Origin of the sequence: Brevibacillus aydinogluensis (genome assembly GCF_961514395.1) — a bacterium.
In the GTDB taxonomy this organism is placed as follows: domain Bacteria; phylum Bacillota; class Bacilli; order Brevibacillales; family Brevibacillaceae; genus Brevibacillus; species Brevibacillus aydinogluensis.
In genome coordinates, this window is sequence record NZ_OY569118.1 from 575,214 (window position 1) to 595,515 (window position 20,302).

Here is a 20,302-nt window from a genome sequence, read left to right on the forward strand (position 1 = left end):
GATCGGCGAAGGCTGTGAACCGAGGAACATCATTAATTATAAATATATGTATCGAGACCCTGCTTGTTTTGCGTAATGGCGGACAGGCAGGGTTTTTTCGTTACTGCCGCAGCACGGGCGGGGAGGAGCGCCAGCTCTTTTGCCTTGCGACGCCCAAACTGCACTCGGGTACACTTGGTTTATTGCCTGTCGGAGGAAAAACGTGAAATCATAAGGGAGAGGTGAGAAGCAAGATGATTCGCTTGAGCGTACTGGACCAATCCCCGATTGCCCAGGGCAGCACGGCCCCGGAGGCGCTGTCCCAGACCGTCCGCCTGGCCCGTGAACTGGACCGCCTGGGCTTTCATCGCTTTTGGGTATCGGAACATCACCATACGCTGGGGTTGGCCGGGTCCAGCCCGGAAGTCCTGGTGGCCCATCTGGCGGCGGTCACCACAAACATGCGGATAGGTACTGGCGGCGTCATGCTGCCCCACTACAGCGCGTACAAGGTGGCGGAAACGTTTCGCGTGCTGGAAGGACTGCACCCCAACCGGATCGACCTGGGTGTAGGCCGGGCACCTGGCGGCATGCCGCTCGCCACAAGAGCACTGCAGGAGGGAAAAGTAGCGGGCATCGACCGATACCCAGAGCAGTTGGATGATCTGATCGGCTATTTGTACGACACGATTGACGAGAACCACAAGTTTCCGGGGCTGCGGGCAACGCCTATCGTCCCCACCGTGCCCCAGTTGTGGCTGCTCGGCTCCAGCGGAGAGAGCGCCAGACTGGCCGCCGAGCGGGGAGCATCGTTTGCCTTTGCCCAGTTTATCAACGGGGAAGGCGGCGAAGAGGCCATGCGGTGGTACCAGAAACATTTTCAGCCGTCCCTCGTAAACGATCGACCGCAGTCGATGGTGGCGATCTTTGTCATCTGTGCCGAGACTGAGGAAGCAGCGAATCGAATTGCTTCCAGTCTCGACCTGTCCCTCTTGCTGCTGGAAAAAGGGGGCGGCAGTCAGGGCACCCCTTCCGTCGAGGCGGCGCTTCGTTATCCCTATACGGATTATGACCGCTACCGGATTCAGGAAAACCGCAAGCGCATGATCGTGGGCACCAAGGAACAGGTGAAGGAACGAATCCTGCAGATGAGCGAGCGATACAATACAACGGAGTTTATGGTGGCCACCATTACACACGATTTTGAGGCTAAGCTGAAGTCGTATCAACTGCTGGCAGAGGCGTTTGACTTGTTGCCTCGGTAGGAGCGGCTGCCGCACGCAAGCACGTATGAATCGCCACGCAAGGGCACAATGAAAGCACCCGTATTGCTGCCAAATCGCAGCAGCGCGGGTGCTTTTGTGCGATAAGCGGCTGAGGACATGCCTAGCTCATCGGTTTCTTTGGCACAAACTGGAATATCTCGTGTGTTTCAAACGAGTCGATCAAGCGGGAAAGCCAGTCGTAGTATTCCAAACCGTTCTCAATGCGTTGAATGCTTGTTTGCACGCGTTCTCTCAGCTCATCCGACAGGTCTTCGCTTTGGAGAAGGGCGTGCAGCTCCTGGAGTGATTTTTTCATCGCATGCACGTTGTATTCGGCCGCGCTTCTCCAACGGAGCGAGAACAAGTCAATGAAATTCTGGTACCAATCGAGGTTTACCTCGTAGTGATCCTTTCGTGCTCCTTTTTTCCAAATTTTTTCTACCATTTTTAATTCCATCAAGGTGCGCACACCGGTGCTCATGCTCGTCTTGCTCATGCCCATCGCTTTGCCCATTTCATCAAGCGTCATCGGCTTGTCTTGAAACAGCAGGGTTCCGTACAGCAACCCCGTGGACATGGTGATTCCGTACAGATCCATGTTTTTGGCGAGAGCTTCGATTACCCGTTCTTGAGCCCGTTGAAGGATTTCTTCATGTTTGGCATCCATAGCAAACAAAGCAGCTCCTCTATCCATTTTACCTGATTCGAATTGTACTAGGGAAACGACCAGAAGTAAATGACCACATCATACAGTATATACGAGATATTCTTAGTATATAGTAAAAAAAGTACGTAAAGTTTTTTCTGAACGCTATATAGTCCCAAATATCGCGGATTACCAAATTTGTGGCAGCCAACCTCGCTTCGCTACAATGAGGAGGAGCGATTGCGTCCGTACAAAAACGTTGGAGGTGACGTTATGCCGAAAATCAAGGTGGAAAATCTCACGAAAATCTTTGGACGTCAGCCTCATCGCGCGTTTGACTACCTGAAGCGGGGATGGTCCAAGCAGGATATCTTGAAGGAGACAGGCTTGACCGTGGGGGTCAATCAGGTCAGCTTTGAGGTGGAGGCGGGCGAGATTTTTGTCATCATGGGTCTGTCCGGCAGCGGTAAATCGACCCTGGTGCGCCTGATTAACCGGCTGATCGAACCGACGGCCGGCAGCATCCTGATCGATGGGGAAGACATCGTCCGGATGAACGCCGAACAGCTTCAGCAGGTCCGGCGGAAAAAGCTGGGCATGGTCTTTCAGAAATTTGCGCTGTTTCCCCACCGAACGGTGCTGGAAAACGTGGAATTTGGTTTGGAAGTGCAGAATATTCCCAAAAAAGAGCGGGAAGAGAAGGCGAAAAACGCCTTGGCGCTGGTCGGCCTCAACGGCTGGGAAAACAGCTTTCCCGATCAGTTGAGCGGCGGGATGCAGCAGCGGGTCGGGCTGGCGAGAGCGCTGGCCAACGATCCGGACGTCCTCTTGATGGACGAAGCCTTTAGCGCCCTGGACCCGCTGATCCGCAAAGACATGCAGGATGAACTGCTGGAGCTGCAGACGACCATGCAGAAAACGATCCTGTTTATTACCCACGATCTGGACGAAGCCTTGAAAATCGGGGATCGGATCGCGTTGATGAAAGACGGAGCGATCGTCCAGATCGGCACGCCGGAAGAGATTCTGACCAATCCGGCCAACGAGTACGTGGAGAAGTTCGTGGAAGACGTGGACCGCTCCAAAGTGCTGGCAGCGGAACACGTGATGAAGCGGGCGGAAACCATTACCCTGGACAAGGGGCCGCGGGTCGCCCTGCAGCTGATGAAAGACCGGGGCGTCTCCAGCCTGTACGTGGTGGACAAAAAGAAACGGCTGATCGGTGTGATCAAGGCGGACGCGGTCAATGCCGCCTCGCGGGAAGCGAAGACATTGGAAGACGTGATGGAACGCGAGGTGCCGACCGTCTCGGCCCATACGCTGTTAAACGAAATGTTCGACCTGGTGGCGTTTTCCGACGTCCCTGTAGCCGTCGTCGGCGAGCAGAACCGCCTGCTGGGTGTCGTCGTGAAAGGGGCGGTATTGGGTGGACTAGCCGGCAAGGTTAACCGGATAACGCCGTCCGATGCAGAAGCAGAAAGGCAGGTGGTAGAGGGTGAGTGAGCTGTTTCCGAAACTGCCGCTCGATCGCTGGGTGGAGCGGCTGGTCCAGTATCTGGATGAGCATTTCGGCCTGGTTTTTGACGTGATTTCGGCCATCATTGGCAGCACGGTGGATCTGTTTGCACTGATCTTTACCAGTCTGCCCGACTGGCTGTTGATTCTCGTTTTCACACTGTTGGCCTACATGGTCGGACGGTTGCGCGTCGCCCTGTTTACGCTGATTGGCCTGCTGTTGATCGCCAATCTGGGGTATTGGGAACATTCGATGGAAACGCTGGCGCTGGTGCTTACCGCCGGGTTGATTTCGATCGTGATCGGCGTGCCCGCCGGCATCTTGTGCGCCCGCAATGATTCGGTGCGCAACGTGGTCACGCCGCTGCTCGACTTCATGCAGACAATGCCGGCCTTTGTCTACTTGATTCCGGCCATCTTTTTCTTCGGTCTTGGCAAGGTGCCGGGTGTGATCGCGTCTGTAATCTTCGCGATGCCGCCGACGATTCGCCTGACCAATCTGGGTATTCGCCAGGTGCCGGGGGAATTGATCGAAGCCTCGGACGCATTTGGCTCCACCTCCTGGCAAAAGCTATTCAAGGTGCAGCTTCCGCTGGCCAAGACGACGATCATGGCGGGCGTCAACCAGAGCATCATGCTGGCGCTGTCCATGGTCGTGATCGCATCCATGATCGGTGCCAAGGGGCTGGGAGCCGATGTCTACCGGGCAGTCACCCAAATCAATATCGGCACCGGGTTTGAAGCGGGGCTGGCAATCGTGATTATGGCCATTTTGCTGGATCGCATCACCCAAAACATGGGGAAAAAGAAAAACCTGCGGGAGGGATAAATAATGAAAAAACGTTGGGTCAAAGGTTTGGCGGTTCTCCTCGGAATCAGCATGCTGATGGTCGGTTGTTCCTCGAAGGAGCAGACGCCGCAGGACGCCGGCGGAGGCAGTGTCGGCCAGCAGGTGGGGTACAAGATCATCGGGATCGACCCCGGTGCCGGCCTGATGAAAGCGACGGAAAAGGCCGTCGGGGAGTACGAACTGAAGGACTGGGAGCTGGTGGAAGGCTCCAGCGCGGCGATGACGGCAGCGCTCAGCGAGGCGATCAAAAACAAAAAGCCGATCATCGTGACCGGCTGGACTCCGCACTGGATGTTTTCCAAATTTGACCTGAAGTATCTGGAAGACCCCAAAGGGGTGTACGGGAAAGAAGAGCAGATTCATACGATCGTCCGCAAGGGGCTGAAGGAAGCGCACCCGAGCGCGTATGCGTTCCTGGACAACTTCACCTGGACGCCGAGCGATATGGAAAAGGTGATGCTGGCCATCTCCGAGGGCAAAAACCCGGAGGAAGCGGCAGCTGAATGGGTGAACAACAACCAGGAACTCGTCAATAAATGGGTGCAGGGCATCAAGCCGGGCAACGGCGAAACCATCACCCTGGCCTACGTCGCCTGGGATTCCGAAATCGCCAGCACCCACGTGGTGAAAAAGGTGCTGGAAGAGAAGCTGAACTACAAGGTAGAGCTGAACCAGGTGGAAGCAGGCCCGATGTGGGCCGGCGTGGCCAACGGCGACGTGGACGGCATGGTGGCGGCCTGGCTGCCGACGACGCATGCGGATTACTACGAGAAATTGGGCAAGGACGTCGAAGACCTCGGCCCCAATCTCAACGGCACGAGGATCGGTCTGGTGGTGCCGAGCTACATGGACATCACCTCGATCGAGGACCTGAAGAAGTAAGAAAGCAAACGGGACGCTCGCGCACACGCGGCGTCCTTTTTTGTCCTGGTTCATGCGAGCTGCGTGAGATAAGATGAGAGAAACCAGATGATTGTGCAGTGGCTGGCCTGTTGGGCGGCACTTGCACAAAGGAGGAACGGTCATGACGATAGAGCGGGAAACACGAGCGGTCGCTCTGGTTACGGGAGCCTCCAGCGGATTTGGCCTGCACACGAGCGTTGCCTTGGCGCAGGCGGGGTATCGCGTTGTCGCCACGATGCGCAGTCCGGAAAAGCGGGATGCCCTGCTGCATACGGCGGAGGCAGCCGGCGTGCGGGAGAGCATTGACGTGCGGCGGATGGATGTCACCGACCATGCGGGTATTCGCCAAACCCTCGAAAAGATCGCCGCGGACTACGGCCGGATTGACGTGCTGGTCAACAATGCCGGATTTGCTGCCGGAGGAGTCGTCGAGGAAGTGGACGATCACACGTGGCGTGCGCAGATGGAGACCAACTTCTTCGGGACAGTCGCCGTCACCCGGGCCGTCCTGCCGCACATGAGAAGACAGCGGCGGGGGACAATCATCAACATCAGCAGCGTCAGCGGGAGGATCGCGTTCCCGGGGTTCGCCCCCTACGCCGCTACCAAGTTTGCCGTCGAGGGGTTTACCGAAGCGCTGCGACTTGAGGTCCTGCCGTTTGGCATCCACGCTGTTCTAATCGAACCGGGAGCGTACAAGACAGAGATTTGGCGCAAAGGATTTGCGACCATCCCCGCGCGAAAGGACTCCCCTTATCAGCCCATGCTGGAGGCCGTCCTGCGCATGGCCAGAAAGACGGCAGATACGGCGCCGCCCCCGCAGGAAGTGGCGGCGGCGGTGGTGAGAGCGGCGCTCGCTCCCGCGCCTCGTCTGCGTTATCCCGTGGGACGGGGGACAGCGGCGATGAATCTGTTCAGAAGCCTGCTGCCCTGGAAATGGTACGAGCGGATTGTGTTGTGGGCGCTCCGTCGGTGAGCGAAGGCGGAATACGGTCTGACCGGCCTGGTCCTGGGCGGTCCGGGGCTGGCCGTGGCGAAAAAAACGGGTGGTTTGGAACAGAACCCGCCGGGGCAAGCGCCGCCGGCGTTGTAACGCGGCGGCTTCCCCTCCCATGTCCATCCCATGAAGTGGATTTCCCGCGAGCCATTTACTTGTCGAACGTACATTCGTAGAATAGAGAAAGAAGGTGGTGTTCGACGTGAAAATCAAGCTGGACATGGCGCAGGTGTTGGAACGGTTGCGCCAGGACGAGCGCTTTGCGCGAAACATCGTGCATTGGAAAACCATCGAACCCCGCGAGGCGCAAACGGTTCCCTTTCCCCCTGACCTGGACGGGCGGATTCGGGAAACACTGACCAAACGGGGGATTTCCTCGCTGTACACCCATCAGGAGACGGCTTTTCGCCACGTGCGGGATGGAAAGCACATCGTGGCGGTGACGCCCACCGCTTCCGGCAAGAGCATGTGCTACCACCTGCCGGTGATGCAGGCGCTTGCGGAAGACCCGGAGACACGGGCGCTGTACCTGTTTCCCACGAAGGCGTTGGCCCAGGACCAGAAAAGCGAGCTGCATGAGCTGATCAACGAATCGGGACTGCCGATCAAGTCGGAAACCTACGACGGGGATACGCCCGCCCAAATCCGACAGACGATCCGCAAGGCCGGCAACATCGTGATCACCAACCCGGACATGCTGCATGCGGCCATCCTGCCTCATCACACCAAGTGGGTTTCCTTTTTTGAACATTTGCGATACGTCGTCATCGACGAACTGCATACATACAGGGGCGTGTTCGGCAGCCACGTGGCCAATGTCATCCGCCGGCTGAAGCGGATCTGCGCGTTTTACGGCAGCCGTCCGCAGTTCATCTGCACGTCGGCCACCATTGCCAACCAGCGGGAACTGGCGGAGCAGCTGACGGAAGAGCCGATGGTGCTGGTGGACAACAACGGCGCGCCCACCGGAAAAAAACACTTCCTGTTTTACAATCCGCCCGTCGTCAACCGGCAGCTGAACATCCGGCGCAGCGCCACGCTGGAAGCCCGGGACATCACGGAGCTGTTTCTGTCCAACGGGATTCAGACGATTTTGTTCGCACGCAGCCGGGTGCGGGTGGAGATCCTGCTCAAGTATCTGCAAGAACTGGTCAAACGGAAGCTGGGGCCCAAGACGATCCAGGGCTATCGCGGCGGCTATCTGCCCAGCCAGCGGCGAGCGATCGAAAAGGGGCTGCGCCAGGGAGAGATCATGGGCGTGGTCAGCACCAACGCGCTGGAGTTGGGCGTCGACATCGGCCAGCTCCAGGCGTGCGTGATCACCGGCTATCCCGGTTCGGTCGCCAGCACCTGGCAGCAGGCGGGCCGGGCCGGGAGGCGGCAGGGGGAGTCGGTCGTCGTCCTGGTCGGCAGCTCCACGCCGCTGGACCAGTACGTGATTCAGCATCCCGAATACTTTTTTGAACGCAGCCCGGAGTCGGCCCGGATCAACCCGGACAACCTGATTATCCTCGTCGATCACATCAAATGCGCTGCCTACGAACTGCCTTTTTCCGAAGGGGACCGCTTCGGCCGGGCGGAGATCACGGAAATCCTGGAGTTTTTGACGGAAGAGCAGATTCTGCACCACGCCAAGGGCAAGTGGTTCTGGATGAACGACTCGTTTCCAGCGCACAACATCAGCCTCCGTTCGGCTTCCCAGGAAAACGTGGTGATCATCGACATCAGCGAGCGGGGCAACGAAAAGGTGATCGGGGAGATGGACCGCTTCAGTTCGCTGACGCTTCTGCACGACGAAGCGATTTACCTTCACCAGGGCGTGCAGTATCAGGTGGAGAAACTGGACTACGAAGAGAAGAAAGCGTACGTGCGGGAAGTGCAGGTGGATTACTATACGGACGCCAACCTGGCCGTCCAGCTGAAGGTGCTGGAGCAGGATCAGTCCCGTCGCGGGCCGCAGACCGAATACGCCTACGGGGAAGTGTCGGTCCACGCCATGGCGACCATTTTCAAGAAAATCAAGTTTGAGACACATGAAAACATCGGCTCCGGTCCGATCCACCTGCCGGAGGAAGAATTGCACACCAACGCGGCCTGGATCGGATTTTCCGAAGCGCTGCTGGAGGAAGTGAGGACAAGCGAAGTGGAGCGTGGGTTGGTGGGGCTGGCTCACGTGCTGCAGCACGTCGCCCCTCTGTTCGTGATGTGCGATCCGCTCGATCTGCACGTGATTCCGCAGCGCAAAGCGGTGCACTCCGGTCAGCCCACGATTTTCCTGTACGACCGCTATCCGGGCGGCATCGGATTGAGCGAGCAGGTGTACAAGCAGATGGAGACGATCCTGGCCCGGGCGGAGGAGCTGATCTGTTCCTGCCCGTGCGAGTCTGGCTGCCCGTCCTGCGTCGGCGCGGCGGAAGAAGGAGGCGGCAAGGAACTGGCGCTCTCCTTGCTGCGGGTCGCCCAGGGGGAAGCCCGCATGTCTCTTAAAGCGAAGCTGAACCGCCTCAAACCGCATCTCACCCGGGAAGCCCCCAGGCAGCCGGAGGGGGACGGGATACCCGGCGGGGCTGTCAGTTCTCCGGCGGCCTCCGATACGGCGTCGCTTCTGGACATCCCGTACCGGGAAAAGTGGGCCGGCCTGCAGGCCAAACCGTACGTGCTCGACGGCGAGTACGTGATGGTGCGTGAGGTCCGCTACCCGGTAACGGCGCGGCATGGAGCTTACACGTTTGCCCAGCTGTACGAGACGATCGACGCCTGGGAGCGTGCGGGCATCCGCCATCCGCTGTCGGCGGCAGGCAAAACGGCGGAAGACCTGCTGTTTTTTGACACGGAGACGACCGGTCTGCACGGCGGAGCGGGCAATGCCGTCTTTTTGCTGGGACACAGCCGGTTCGAGGGAGACTGCGTCGTCGTCCGCCAGCACTTTTTGACCGCTCCTCACGCGGAAGCCGCCCTCTACCACTCGTTTCTGGAAGCGGCGCGAACAGCGACCGATCTGGTTACGTACAACGGCAAGTCATTTGACTGGCCGCAGGTCAAGACGCGGCATACGCTGCTGCGCGATCTTGTGCCCCGTCTGCCGTCGTTCGGCCATTACGACCTCTTGCACGGGGCGAGGAGGCTGTGGCGGGAGGATCTGGAGTCCTGCCGGCTGTCGCTGATCGAGCAGGAGAAGCTGGGCGTCCGGCGGGAGAACGATCTTCCCGGCTATTTGGCGCCGATCCGGTACTTTGACTATCTCACGGACAAGGACCCGGATACGATCAAGGGCGTCCTCGCCCACAACGAGACAGACGTGCTCTCCTTGATCACGCTGTACATCCGCCTCTCTTCCCTGCTGCTCGCCTGGGACAGGGAGGACGTCTCCGCGGAGGAGCGGTTCAACATCGCTCGCTGGTATGAAGCGTTGGGCGACGGCGAAAGTGCCCTCCGCGCCTACCGATTGGTCGCAACTAGCGGTCATCCGCTTGGCGTGAAGGCGACAATCGCGATGGGCCACTGCTACAAGCGGCAAAAAGACTGGAAACAGGCAATGCGGTTGTGGGAAGAAGTGGTCCGATCGGGCAGCTACGTGCCGGAAGACGTCTATGTCGAGCTGGCCAAAATCTACGAGCATCATCTTAAAGACTATGAACAGGCGCTGCACTGCACACTGCAGGCGTTTGACCTGTGGAAGAAAAAAAGCAGCCTGCTGCGCCGCAAGTCCAAGGCGGAGGAAGCTGCCTACCGCAAGCGGATCGAACGGCTGGAACAGCGGTTGGAACAGCATGCGTAAAGGAAACAATGAGGGGACAGGACCAGATGATTCCTGTTCCTTTTTTTGTTGACCCTCACGCTGCGTCAGCCATTATGATCGAGGTGGAGGTGATGACGTGCCGTACATGGTGAAGGAAGTGGCCGAACTGGCAGGTGTGAGCGTGCGGACACTCCATTATTACGACCAGATCGGGCTGCTGAAACCGGCGGCGATAACCCCGGCCGGGTATCGGCTGTACACCGACGAGGACCTGGAGAGATTGCAGCAGATTTTGTTTTTCAAAGAGCTTGGCTTTCCCCTGCAGGAGATCAAGCAGATTTTGGACAGTCCCGGATTTGACCGCGCGCAGGCGTTGAGGGACCACAAGCAGTTGCTGCTGGAAAAAAAGAAACGATTGGAAGAGATCATCCGCACCGTGGACAAAACCCTCTCTTCCATTGAAGGAGGAATCACAATGGATAAAAAGGACATGTTTGGCGGGTTTGACATGACAAAGATCAAGGAACACCAGGAGAAATACGCGGCGGAAGCGAGAGCGAAGTACGGCAGCGCGATCGTCGACGAGACGGAAAGACGAACGAACGCCTACACAGAGAGCGATTGGGCGCGCATCATGGGGGAATGGGAGAATGTTATCCGCGGGATCGTCGAGGCGATGGAAAACGGACCGGCCGATCCGCAGGTTCAGGAAGGCGTCGGAAAGCTGAGACAGCACATCACCCGCTACTACTAGGAGTGCACACCGGAGATTTTCAGGGGGCTGGGTGAGCTGTACGTAGCCGACGAACGCTTTACAGCGACGTTTGACAAATACCGGGAAGGGCTGGCCGCCTTTTTGCGGGAAGCGATCCAACTCTACTGCGACCGGCTGCAGACTAATTGACCGAAATGGGATTGTGACCTTGGCCCATAATCTAATGAAGGTGGCGAGCATCCATCTGACTGCCATCAACTTAAAGAAACCAAGTAGCCAAAAAATGGACGGAAACCTTATCGGTTTTCCGCCCATTTTTTATTTTGGGGACTTATTGGACAGCCTCTTCTGTCAATCCAAATACTTCTCGCATAGTGATACGTACTTTCCATCTGACTTGAGCCCTTCCAAAATGCTTTTCAACATTGCACTTCTTTTGGGAAGCCGCTTCTCGAACTCTGCCACAAATGTGTCCTTGTCCCACTGTGATTTGCCAGCGTGATAAAACAGCTTTTCCAGGCGTTCCAACTCGTCGGCAGTAAAGCCAGTGGCTAAGGCCAGAATCGCAAAGCTTTTATGCTCCTTGTTCACCATATCTAAGAGTAACGTAATTGCGTCGGTGGCTAGATTCAATTTTGCTTCAAGATCCTTGATTCTTTCCTCGTACATAGCACCCTCCTTGTACTATAGTAATACCCAGTCTACGAATTTTGAAATGACCCAACCAACCTGTCTCGCTGTACTCAGTGGTACTCCCAGATCATATAACACCCCGCTAACTTGATCTTGAATGATTTTGATAGAAAGGTCTTTCCAAGAAGCTATGGTCCGCAAGGTATCAGCAATATCATCGGCATATTTCCTGATAGTATCTGCTACTTTTATACTGCCGTAATCCTCAACAAAGTCGAGCAATTTTTTTATGGCTTGCGATTCCAGCATATCTGCTAACTTCAATACCGCTTTCTGGAGTGCTGCAGTTTTGACACCCTGTGTTTCTACCTTTGGCGACACTGTGTTGACCTTCGCCACAGAAGGGTTGAGTTGTGACACCGTGTTTGTTTCTGCGGCAAAAACAGAAGTAGGTACTGCTACCGCCAAAACAGACAGAGCTAAAACAGGAGAAAAAATTCTTTTGAACAACTTCATAGACAGCTTCATAAATTTCTCCCCCTTTTATCTTGACGACCAGCAAAGAAGTTGTAATGTCCGCTCCAAAACGCAACGCGTGCAGGGGGCAAACATCTGGTAGTTCGACGAAGTGAGATTTGTGCTCCCCTGTTTTTCCCCGCGACTTCGATTTTCCGCTAAGCAGGTCGTCAAAGGAGCTCGGTTGGCCCATCACTCCATGCTCGTACTTTATCTCCACCTTTGGTTGTAAAAAGTGCAGGCCTTCCGGCCTGGGAACGATGGTAGATTGTTTCCTTGAGGAACTCAATGGCAAAAAGTACAGTTTGTCTTCAGTCTTTTTATGGCGGCTAGACGTGTTTCTTCAGGTGCTGCGCTCGGTATTCGTCTTCCAGGATGCTCATGATGATCGAGTCGTGATACTGGTGGTTGTAGTACAAGGCTTCGCGCTGCACGCCCTCCCGCTGAAAGCCGAGTTTTTCATAGGCGCGAATGGCCCGCGAGTTGTAGGAGAAGACGTTCAGCTCAATCCGGTGCAGGTTCAAAATCCCGAATGCGTAGTCGAGCAGAAGACGCATGGCTTCCGTGCCAAGCCCCCTGCCCTGGTGTTCCTGGGAATTAATGGCGATACGGATATTGGCATTGCGGTTCACGTTGTCGATGCTCTGCAGGGCGATGTCGCCGATCACCTCGTCCGTTTCCCGCAAGGCGATCAACAGTAGGAGCGACGACGGGTCCTGCGTTTTTCCTTCGATGTATCGGTATATTTGTTCACGGGTAAAGCTTTTCTGCGTGCCGGTCAGTCTCCGCACCTCCGGGTCAAACAGCATCCGGAAATAGAGATCGGTATCGTCAAGGCCGATGGGCCGCAAGTACACCCGGTCACCCTCGAGGAACCGCACGGGCGCAGTGGGGGTGTCCTGATTGTTCATGGTAATCCTCCTTTTCTCCTAACAATAGCAAAATTGCCCATGCTTGAAAATGTGCGGGTTTGGAAAGGATTGACACTTGGCTCGCATTCCTCTTATACTGCAGGCGTGAGGAAAATGATAGAAATAAAATATTTTCCTTGGTTTCCGAGTGGAAGGAGTGGGATGCCCTTGCAGGAACGCATTGTTCAGGCGGCGATTGAAGAAATCCAGACCAGAGGCCTCAAATTTACGATGGCGGACCTCTCGCGCCGTGCGGGTGTCAGCACGAAGACACTGTACGGCCATTTTCCGTCCAAGGAAGCACTGATTGGTCATCTGATCGAACAGGAAATTCAGGACGTGCGGGACAGCATGGAAACCATCGTGAATCGGCAGGATCTGGATGTGACGGAGAAGCTGCGCCGGCTGCTGACTTATGTGCCGAGCGGGTTTGGCGGCACCGACCTGCGGTTGTGGTACGAATTGAAGCGATACTATCCCGCCCAGTGGGCACTCGTGGACGCGTGCATTCAGGAAGAGTGGGACCAGGTCCGGGCCGTTTTGGAAGAAGGGATGGGCAAAGGCGTGTTTCGCCGGGTGAACACGGACATCCTGATTCAGATGTATGTGGGCGCCTGGGAGCAGTTAATCAACCGGCAGTGGCTGACGAGAAACAACATGACTCTTGATCAGGCGCTTGACGCGGTGATCGACATCTTGCTGGGCGGAGTGGTCCGTACCCAAAAACGACAGGAGGAGAGCGTATGAGCTGGTTGTATCTGGCGTTGGCCATCTGTTTCGAGGTGGCGGGCACCACATTCATGAAGCTGTCGAACGGGCTTAGCCGGCCTGTTTTTACCGTATTGATGTTCGTGTTTTACGTCATCAGTTTTTCGTCGTTGAGCATGGCGCTCAAACAGCTTGAGGTGGGCACGGCATACGCGATCTGGTCGGGAGTGGGGACGGCGGCGATTGCCGTCATCGGCTTCCTGTTTTTCAAGGATGTGCTCACTGCGCAAAAAATCATCGCCATCGCGCTCATCATCGTCGGCTGCGTAATGCTGAATTTGAGCGGCGCGGCGCACGGGGAAAGCGCTTCGGCCGGGCCGGAAAAAGGCGTTGTGGCGGAGAGTGAGGCCAAATGAAGCGGCTGACAGGGTTTCTCGATCTGTTCATCTCGATCACCGGATTTGCCAGTCTGTACGCGTACCGCAGGAAAAACAGCTGCTGGCGGCCGTTGGCGCTGATCTCGCTGGTACTGACGTCCTGTTCCGGTCTGCAGGCGATCTCCTTTTGGCTGTTCAAAGGGGATTTTGATCCGGTTTGGTGGATTCCCAACCTGTACCTGTTGATCTATCCGCTGTTCTTTCTGCCTCGTTTTTTTCGGGAGCAGCCCGTCGTATCGGCTTCGGGCAAGGCTTGATCACATCCCGTAGGGCAGCGTGAGCAATCGGGTGCTTCGAGTCGCCATTTCACGTCCCCATACGGTATGTTCCATCCTCCGGCACCGCTTTTTGGCGGTGTCTTTTTTGCTGCCGGGCCTGCTGGTCCAGCACCTTCTTCATAACAGGGACTGGCAGCATTTTATCCTTTATTTTTACCGCGATAAGTTTGTATATTTTGACAAAGGGCAATTGATTTGAATCCAACTTGTAGCCATTTGTCGAATTCATACGTCATTACAGGTAAACGACAAATTTGTTCGCGGAGGTTATGCGGAAATGAATATGGCGAAGTCCAAGCACTGGCTGCTGCACATATGTGTCTGCCTGCTGCTGTTGGCCGGACTGCCCGACAGCCGGGCAGCAACGGTACATGCGGAATCATCTGTACAACTGGGCGTCACGCCCGGCATTCGCGGTGAGTACAAGCAAGCAGGCGTGGTCCCGGTTCAGGTGACAGTCAGCAATGGCGGAGCGGATGTGGAAGGCAGTCTGGTCGTAGCCGGAAGTAAGAATGACGACTTTTCTGTAGGGTACTACCAGCCTGTATCCGTCGCCAAAGGAGCGACCAAGCAGGTAACGATCACCGTACCGGGCAACGCGATCGACCCATTCGGATACGTGGCCCTGATTCAAGGCGATGAGATCGTGGCCCAAACGAAAATCGGCGGACGCCGGTATGGTCCGGACACGCTGTTCGTGGGCGTGCTGGCGGCCGACGTTGACACCGCCAACTTCCTTGGGGCGATGCCCCAATCGGTCTTACCCAATCCGGTGCGGGTCCTGCCGATGCAACCGGAGCAGATCCCGACTTCAAAAGTGCAGTTGGAAATGCTCGACATTCTGGTTTTGAACAATTTTGCCCTGGACGGGTTAAATGGACAGCAGGTGCAGGCGATCCGCGACTGGACAGCGGGGGGAGGCATGCTCGTGCTGGCCGGCGGTGCCCACTACAACAAGACGGCGGGGGTGCTTGCCGACCTTTCGCCGGTAGAGGTGACCGGTGTTACGAGCCTGACCGCTTTTTCCAGTCTGGCGGTGGAGAAAAACAAGCCGCTTGTGCTGGAAAAGCCGTTTACGATCAGTGCGGGACGTCTGAAAACGGGCAGCGTGGTCCATGCGGAGGGCGGCGTTCCGTTAATGGCGGTACGTTCGCTGGGTGAGGGCAAAGTGCTGTACGTTGCCTACGACCTGTCGGAAGAGCCGGTGGCAAGCTGGAGCGGCAACAGCCGTTTCTGGGCGGAGACGCTGACCAAGGCGTTTGGCTCATCACTGCAACGAACAGAAAGAGATCCCATGGATGGCATGTGGGGATTAAACCAGGCCGCCGACCGCATTCCCCAGCTGAAATTGCCGGACGTGAAGTGGACAGCGCTGTTTTTTGGCTGCTACGCGCTGCTGGCGGGTCCGGTCTTCTATTACCTGCTGCGCCGCAAGCGAAAGCAGGGCTACATGTGGGTGGTTGTCCCGGTGTTTGCCGTCATCACCGGCGTCGCTATTTTTTCGTACGGCGCGCTGCAGCGGGAACTGGCGCGCTCGTGCATCAAACCGGCATCATCCACTTGCAGGGGGACGGACAGGCGCGGGCCAAGGCGGTCACGGCGCTGTTTGTGCCGACGAGCGGCGACTATGAGCTGGAAGTAAAGGGAGACGGCAAGGTGTGGCCGATTCAGCACCATTACCTCGGTGAAGCGTCGACGAAGGCGTGGGTCTCGATGCAGTCGGATCGGTCGCTCGTGCAGTTCCGCGACGTCGAGTTTTGGTCCATGCGCAAGGTGGGGATGGAGCACATCGTCACCGACGCTGGTTTGTTTGAGGCCGATCTGGTCTACGCCGACGGCACCGTCAAAGGGACGGTGACCAACAAGTCAAAGTATGCGCTGCGGGACGTCGTCATCGTCTCGGGCAGCAAGGTGCAAAAGGTGCCTGAACTGGCGCCGGGATCGAGTGTCCAGGTCAACCTGCCGTTTAATCCGGCACAAATAGACAATTCTGTCTATCAGTCCAGAACCGATATTCTCCCGCCGCACGTGGACTGGTACGACCCGTATGAAACGAGTCGGGAAGGCGAGATGATCCACGATTTGGATCGAGGAAGCGGCTTCCGGCCGGCGTCACTCATGCTTTTTGGCTGGACACAGACCCCTGCGGTGGAGACGGACGTGAAGAACAGGCGGTCTCAGACGGAAAGCCTGACGTTGGTGACGCAGCCGCTGTCGCTGAAGCCCTCCACGGACGGCCATATTGTCTACCCGCCCGGAACGATTGTGCCTATCAAAACGAGCAGTTCGGTGAAGGTTGATGAACGCGACGACGGGTATATGATGCAGGCGGGCGAGATCACGCTTGACTTCCCGATCGAACTTGGGGACAAACAGGTGAAGATCACGAACATTTACCTCTACACCTGGTCGGACAGCAATACGCAGTTTGATAAACAGGTGTACAACTGGAAGACCCATAAATTTGATCCGTTCGAAAAGGCGTTTGCCAACAACACGATGACCGGGGACAAGACGCCGGTGTACCTCTCGCCCGAAGGCACGCTTCGGATCAAGTTTTCGCACCGGTATGAAGATTACCGCCACCTCGGCACCCCGGTGATCAGCGTGGAAGGAAAGGTGATGCGTCCATGATCCAGATCAATCGGCTGGTAAAGCGATACGGCAAAATGGAAGCGTTGAAAGGGCTGACGCTGGAGATTGAGAAGGGCACCTTGTTTGGCTTCGTCGGCCCGAATGGAGCCGGCAAGTCGACGACAATGTCCATTCTGGCCACCTTGCTGGAGCCGACCAGCGGCCAGGCGTACGTCGGCGGATACGAAGTGACAAAGCATCCGCGTGAAGTGCGCAAGCTGATCGGCTACATGCCTGATTTTTTCGGGGTGTACGACAATTTGACGGCGGAGGAGTACCTGGACTTCTACGGAGCCAACTACGACATTCCCGCCCAGGAGCGCCGGCAGATCATTCCGCAATTGCTGGAGCTGGTCAATCTGAGCCACAAGCGGGACGCGTATGTAGACTCGCTGTCGCGGGGGATGAAGCAGCGCCTGGGATTGGCCCGCTGCCTCGTGCACAATCCGGAAGTGCTGATCCTCGACGAACCGGCATCCGGATTGGACCCCAGGGCCCGGATCGAGCTGCGCGAGATTTTGAAGGAACTGCGCGACATGGGCAAGACCATCATCATCAGCTCGCACATTCTGCCGGAGCTGGCCGAGATGTGCGACGTGATCGGCATCATCGAGGGCGGCAGCCTGGTCGCGTGTGGCAGAGTGGACGAGATTTACCAGAAGATGCAGGAAAAGCGGGTGCTGCGCATCCGCCTGCTGGACCGCGTGGAGGAAGCGATGACCCGGCTGCGTGAAGTGCCGACCGTATCAGACGTCACGCGCGAAGGCAGCTGGGTGGTAGCCGGGTTTACGGGAAATGACGAGCAGCAGGCAGCGCTGCTGCGCGATTTGGCGGCCGCGGGACTGCCGGTGGCCGCGTTCAACGAGGAGCAGGGCAATCTGGAAGAAATCTTTTTGGAAATCACGAAGGGGGTGGGCTCATGAACCTCATGCAGCGATTGCGCAACCCTGTGCTTGTAAACGAGTGGAAACTGCGGATGCGGACGCGCCGTTCGCCGTGGATCATCGCCTTTTACCTGCTGGCGTTGGGCATGGTGACGCTGACGTTTATCTATCTGGTGACGGGAGGCCGCGGCTACTACAACATGAACAACTCGCGCGAAATGTTCATCGTGCTCTCAATCCTGCAGTTGGGGATGATTTGCTTTGTCGTGCCGGGGTTGACGGCAGGGGTGATTTCCGGCGAGCGGGAGCGTCAGACGCTGAACGTCTTGCTGACAACCAACATCAGCGCGACCAAACTGATTTTGGGCAAATGGCTGGCGTCACTCAGCTTTGTGACGTTTCTCGTGTTCTCCACTATCCCGCTGTACGCGATCGTCTTTTTGTACGGCGGCATCTCTCCCGCCCAACTGCTGAAGGTGTTCGGCTTTTACCTGGTTACCATGTTGGCATTGGGCAGCGTCGGGGTGCTGATCTCGACATTGATCAAACGGACGGGAGTCGCTACGGTGTTGAGCTATGCGGTCGTCTTCGCGTATACCGCGGGCACCGTCATCCTGGCCGAAGTAATCCGTGAGTTCATCGAGTACCAGCAGCGGCAAAACCCTGCGCCGGTGCGCACGGAGCCGCTGTTGCCTGATCTGCTGCACAGCATCAATCCGCTGGTCGGAATGCTGGGCATTTTTAACGAAGGACCTGTGCATGATCTGCGCCGGACGCTCAGCAGCCAGTTCTCGTTCGTTTTGGTTGACCCGTTCTGGCTGTACGTGCTGTTTCTGACGTTTGTCACCGCAATCTGCCTGGCGCTGGCTGTTTATCTGATCAAGCCGGTGCGCCCCCGTTTGCGAAAAGCGGCGAATAAGGAGTGATGGGTCGTGTCCATCCGGCAACAGAAGGAACAGAAGGATGAGCTGTCCGCGCTGCTCCGGCCGATCCGCAGGAGGTTGAGCGTCCAGAAGCTTGTGCTCAGGCTCACGGCGGGTGTCCTGTGGGGACTGGGGGGAAGCCTGATGGTTCTTCTCATCGCCCGCCTGGTGCCCATCCCGTACTACAAGGCGATTGCGGCCGCCATCTGCCTGCTCGCAGTGGCGGCGGGAGCGATTGTCGCCTTTATTCACCGTCCTGATGAGCGGGAGTGCGCGCTGCTGGCCGACCGTCAGGGATTGGCACAGCGGGTCGTGACGGCGCTGGAGCACCGTGAAAGTACGTCGCCGCTAGCTGTTATGCAGCGGGAGGACGCCGTACGCCGCTTGCGCGAGGCGCTGCCGCAGGTGCTGGAGAGCATCCCCGTCCTGCCAGATGCAAAACGGCCCGCGTACGCAGCGGGATGCCTGCTCTCCCTTTGTCTCCTGCTGGTTTTCTGGGCCAACCCGCAGGATGAGCGGCTGGCACAGCTGGCCCAGGAGCGGGAGGCGAAGAAAGCGGCGCAAGAGGCGGTGACGAAGCTGGAGCAGGAGGCCAAAGCCGCTGAGGGGTTGAGCGACGCGCAAAAAAAGAAGCTGGAAGAGATACTGGCGCAAGCCAAAAAGGCGCTGTCGGAGGCGGACAGTCAGACCGAACGGCTCCAGGCGCTGAAGGCAGCGGAAAAGCAGTTGGATCAATGGAAGCAGGCGGAACTGGCGAAGCAGGCGGCACTGCAGCGTTTGCAGCAGTCGCTGGCGCAGCATCAAGGACTGCGGCAGGCGGCGGCTTCTCTCAGCAAAGAGGACCGGCAGGCGCTGGTAGAAGCGCTGCGCCAGTCGGCTAAAGCGCTGGAGGCGCTGTCTGCCAAGGAGCGGCAATCTCTTGCCGAGGAGCTGCAAAAAGCGGCGGAACAGTTGGCTCAGGCCGCTGCTGACGCCGGGACGGAAGACGCCGCCGCCACCGCGGCGCAATTGAAGCAGGCGGCCGAGCAGTTGGCCCAGGGCAACGTGCAGTCGGCCATGGCATCACTGCAATCCGGCTTGCTGCAGGCCATGCAGCAGGTGACACAGGCGCAGCAGGGAGCGCTGCTGGCCGCACAGTCACTGGCCGCGCTGCAGCAGTCGCAGATGATGCTGGCAGCAGCCGGTTCCCCGTCCGGCAGCGCCGGCCAGACAGGGATGGGCTTTGGCGCGGGAACAGCGGGATCAGTCGGCGCGGGAACGGCAGTCCCCGCCTCCGGGTCTGCGGGGGCGAATTCCTCGGGAGCAGGCTCCCAACAAGGCCAAGGGACATCCCCAGCCGGCAGTGCAGGTGGAAACGGCCAGGCAGGCGGAGGAAGCGGTTCCGGTGCGGGTAATGGCTCCGGGAATGGAGCAGGCTCCGGCAGCGGTGCCGGGGTGGGGGGAGGTTCCGGCAAAGGTGGCGGCAAGGGCCCGGGTGCGGGTCTGGGCGCAGGCAGACATGAACTGGTGACCGTCCCATCACCCCGCATCGGCGCAGAAGGGCCGACCGATACCGTGGGCGGTCCGCTCGGAGCCGGTCCCTCCCAGTCCCGGGCCAGCACCACGACACAGGTGTCGTCAGGAGCTGCCCGTCCCTATGAAGAGGTATACAGCCAATACGCTTCGTTTGTCCGCGAGAGCCTGGAACACGGGAAAATTCCGGACGATTACCAGGACGCGGTCAAAGCGTATTTCAGCAGTATCGAACCCTAAGCGAATACGTGAAGCAA

The 20,302-nt window shown here is 57.6% G+C and carries 16 protein-coding genes and 4 pseudogenes; 16 read left to right on the top strand and 4 right to left on the bottom strand.

The features are described 5' to 3' along the window. The first annotated feature begins 233 nt into the window (after positions 1 to 233). The gene (locus Q7F15_RS02815) at positions 234 to 1,244 is read left to right on the top strand and encodes an LLM class flavin-dependent oxidoreductase (protein ID WP_230077431.1); all 1,011 of its coding nucleotides are present in this window, start codon (positions 234 to 236) and stop codon (positions 1,242 to 1,244) included. A gap of 121 nt (positions 1,245 to 1,365) precedes the next feature. On the opposite strand, the gene Q7F15_RS02820 is transcribed toward Q7F15_RS02815, so the two are convergent. Next, entirely contained in the window at positions 1,366 to 1,911 is a 546-nt protein-coding gene (locus tag Q7F15_RS02820; protein ID WP_171566288.1) for a GbsR/MarR family transcriptional regulator, read from the bottom strand. 252 nt (positions 1,912 to 2,163) lie between these two features. Here Q7F15_RS02820 and proV point away from each other — a divergent pair, with 252 nt between their 5' ends. The 7 genes and pseudogenes from proV (at position 2,164) to Q7F15_RS02855 (ending at position 10,798) form a co-directional block, all read left to right on the top strand. Next, a complete protein-coding gene (proV, locus tag Q7F15_RS02825) occupies positions 2,164 to 3,393 on the top strand; it encodes a glycine betaine/L-proline ABC transporter ATP-binding protein ProV (protein WP_304415075.1) in 1,230 nt (409 codons plus the stop codon). Next, a complete protein-coding gene (locus tag Q7F15_RS02830) occupies positions 3,386 to 4,234 on the top strand; it encodes an ABC transporter permease (RefSeq protein ID WP_171566286.1) in 849 nt (282 codons plus the stop codon). Before proV ends, Q7F15_RS02830 begins: the two co-directional genes overlap by 8 nt. Before the next feature lie 3 nt (positions 4,235 to 4,237). After that, positions 4,238 to 5,137: a glycine betaine ABC transporter substrate-binding protein gene (locus Q7F15_RS02835; RefSeq protein ID WP_171566285.1), complete on the top strand. Its 900-nt coding sequence runs from the start codon at positions 4,238 to 4,240 to the stop codon at positions 5,135 to 5,137. Positions 5,138 to 5,279: 142 nt separating this feature from the next. After that, positions 5,280 to 6,134, top strand: a complete 855-nt coding sequence (locus tag Q7F15_RS02840; protein ID WP_171566284.1) for an SDR family oxidoreductase — start codon at positions 5,280 to 5,282, stop codon at positions 6,132 to 6,134. Positions 6,135 to 6,375: 241 nt separating this feature from the next. Continuing rightward, positions 6,376 to 8,622, top strand: a pseudogene (locus tag Q7F15_RS02845) (DEAD/DEAH box helicase); the annotation flags it as partial. A 363-nt stretch (positions 8,623 to 8,985) separates the two neighbouring features. Beyond that, a pseudogene (locus Q7F15_RS02850) lies at positions 8,986 to 9,933 on the top strand (ribonuclease H-like domain-containing protein); the annotation flags it as partial. Between the two features lie 97 nt (positions 9,934 to 10,030). After that, positions 10,031 to 10,798 (top strand): annotated as a pseudogene (locus Q7F15_RS02855) (MerR family transcriptional regulator). A 162-nt stretch (positions 10,799 to 10,960) separates the two neighbouring features. Here Q7F15_RS02855 and Q7F15_RS02860 read toward each other — a convergent pair. The 3 genes from Q7F15_RS02860 to Q7F15_RS02870 form a co-directional block, all read right to left on the bottom strand. Then, positions 10,961 to 11,278 carry a hypothetical protein gene (locus Q7F15_RS02860; protein WP_212132829.1) on the bottom strand — a complete coding sequence of 106 codons (318 nt, stop codon included), beginning with the start codon at positions 11,276 to 11,278 and terminating at the stop codon, positions 10,961 to 10,963. A gap of 15 nt (positions 11,279 to 11,293) precedes the next feature. Then, positions 11,294 to 11,770: a YqxI family protein gene (locus Q7F15_RS02865; protein WP_212132830.1), complete on the bottom strand. Its 477-nt coding sequence runs from the start codon at positions 11,768 to 11,770 to the stop codon at positions 11,294 to 11,296. A 317-nt stretch (positions 11,771 to 12,087) separates the two neighbouring features. After that, positions 12,088 to 12,669: a GNAT family N-acetyltransferase gene (locus Q7F15_RS02870; RefSeq protein WP_171566278.1), complete on the bottom strand. Its 582-nt coding sequence runs from the start codon at positions 12,667 to 12,669 to the stop codon at positions 12,088 to 12,090. A 168-nt stretch (positions 12,670 to 12,837) separates the two neighbouring features. Here Q7F15_RS02870 and Q7F15_RS02875 point away from each other — a divergent pair, with 168 nt between their 5' ends. The 8 genes and pseudogenes from Q7F15_RS02875 (at position 12,838) to Q7F15_RS02910 (ending at position 20,285) form a co-directional block, all read left to right on the top strand. Next, the gene (locus Q7F15_RS02875) at positions 12,838 to 13,416 is read left to right on the top strand and encodes a TetR/AcrR family transcriptional regulator (RefSeq protein ID WP_212132831.1); all 579 of its coding nucleotides are present in this window, start codon (positions 12,838 to 12,840) and stop codon (positions 13,414 to 13,416) included. Continuing rightward, positions 13,413 to 13,793 carry a DMT family transporter gene (locus Q7F15_RS02880; RefSeq protein WP_171566276.1) on the top strand — a complete coding sequence of 127 codons (381 nt, stop codon included), beginning with the start codon at positions 13,413 to 13,415 and terminating at the stop codon, positions 13,791 to 13,793. The genes Q7F15_RS02875 and Q7F15_RS02880 overlap by 4 nt, the downstream gene beginning before the upstream one ends. Before the next feature lie 17 nt (positions 13,794 to 13,810). Further along, positions 13,811 to 14,071, top strand: a pseudogene (locus Q7F15_RS02885) (DUF5360 family protein); the annotation flags it as partial. Between the two features lie 298 nt (positions 14,072 to 14,369). Continuing rightward, positions 14,370 to 15,734: a DUF8726 domain-containing protein gene (locus tag Q7F15_RS02890; protein ID WP_304415076.1), complete on the top strand. Its 1,365-nt coding sequence runs from the start codon at positions 14,370 to 14,372 to the stop codon at positions 15,732 to 15,734. Beyond that, entirely contained in the window at positions 15,629 to 16,726 is a 1,098-nt protein-coding gene (locus Q7F15_RS02895) for a DUF8815 domain-containing protein (RefSeq protein ID WP_304415077.1), read from the top strand. Before Q7F15_RS02890 ends, Q7F15_RS02895 begins: the two co-directional genes overlap by 106 nt. Further along, positions 16,723 to 17,649 (top strand): ABC transporter ATP-binding protein, encoded by a 927-nt coding sequence (locus Q7F15_RS02900; RefSeq protein WP_212132835.1) that lies wholly within the window; start codon positions 16,723 to 16,725, stop codon positions 17,647 to 17,649. Before Q7F15_RS02895 ends, Q7F15_RS02900 begins: the two co-directional genes overlap by 4 nt. Next, on the top strand, positions 17,646 to 18,536 hold the full coding sequence (locus tag Q7F15_RS02905; RefSeq protein ID WP_230077424.1) for an ABC transporter permease: 891 nt from the start codon (positions 17,646 to 17,648) through the stop codon (positions 18,534 to 18,536). The genes Q7F15_RS02900 and Q7F15_RS02905 overlap by 4 nt, the downstream gene beginning before the upstream one ends. Before the next feature lie 6 nt (positions 18,537 to 18,542). Continuing rightward, the gene (locus Q7F15_RS02910; protein ID WP_304415078.1) at positions 18,543 to 20,285 is read left to right on the top strand and encodes a DUF8809 domain-containing protein; all 1,743 of its coding nucleotides are present in this window, start codon (positions 18,543 to 18,545) and stop codon (positions 20,283 to 20,285) included. Positions 20,286 to 20,302: the final 17 nt, after the last annotated feature.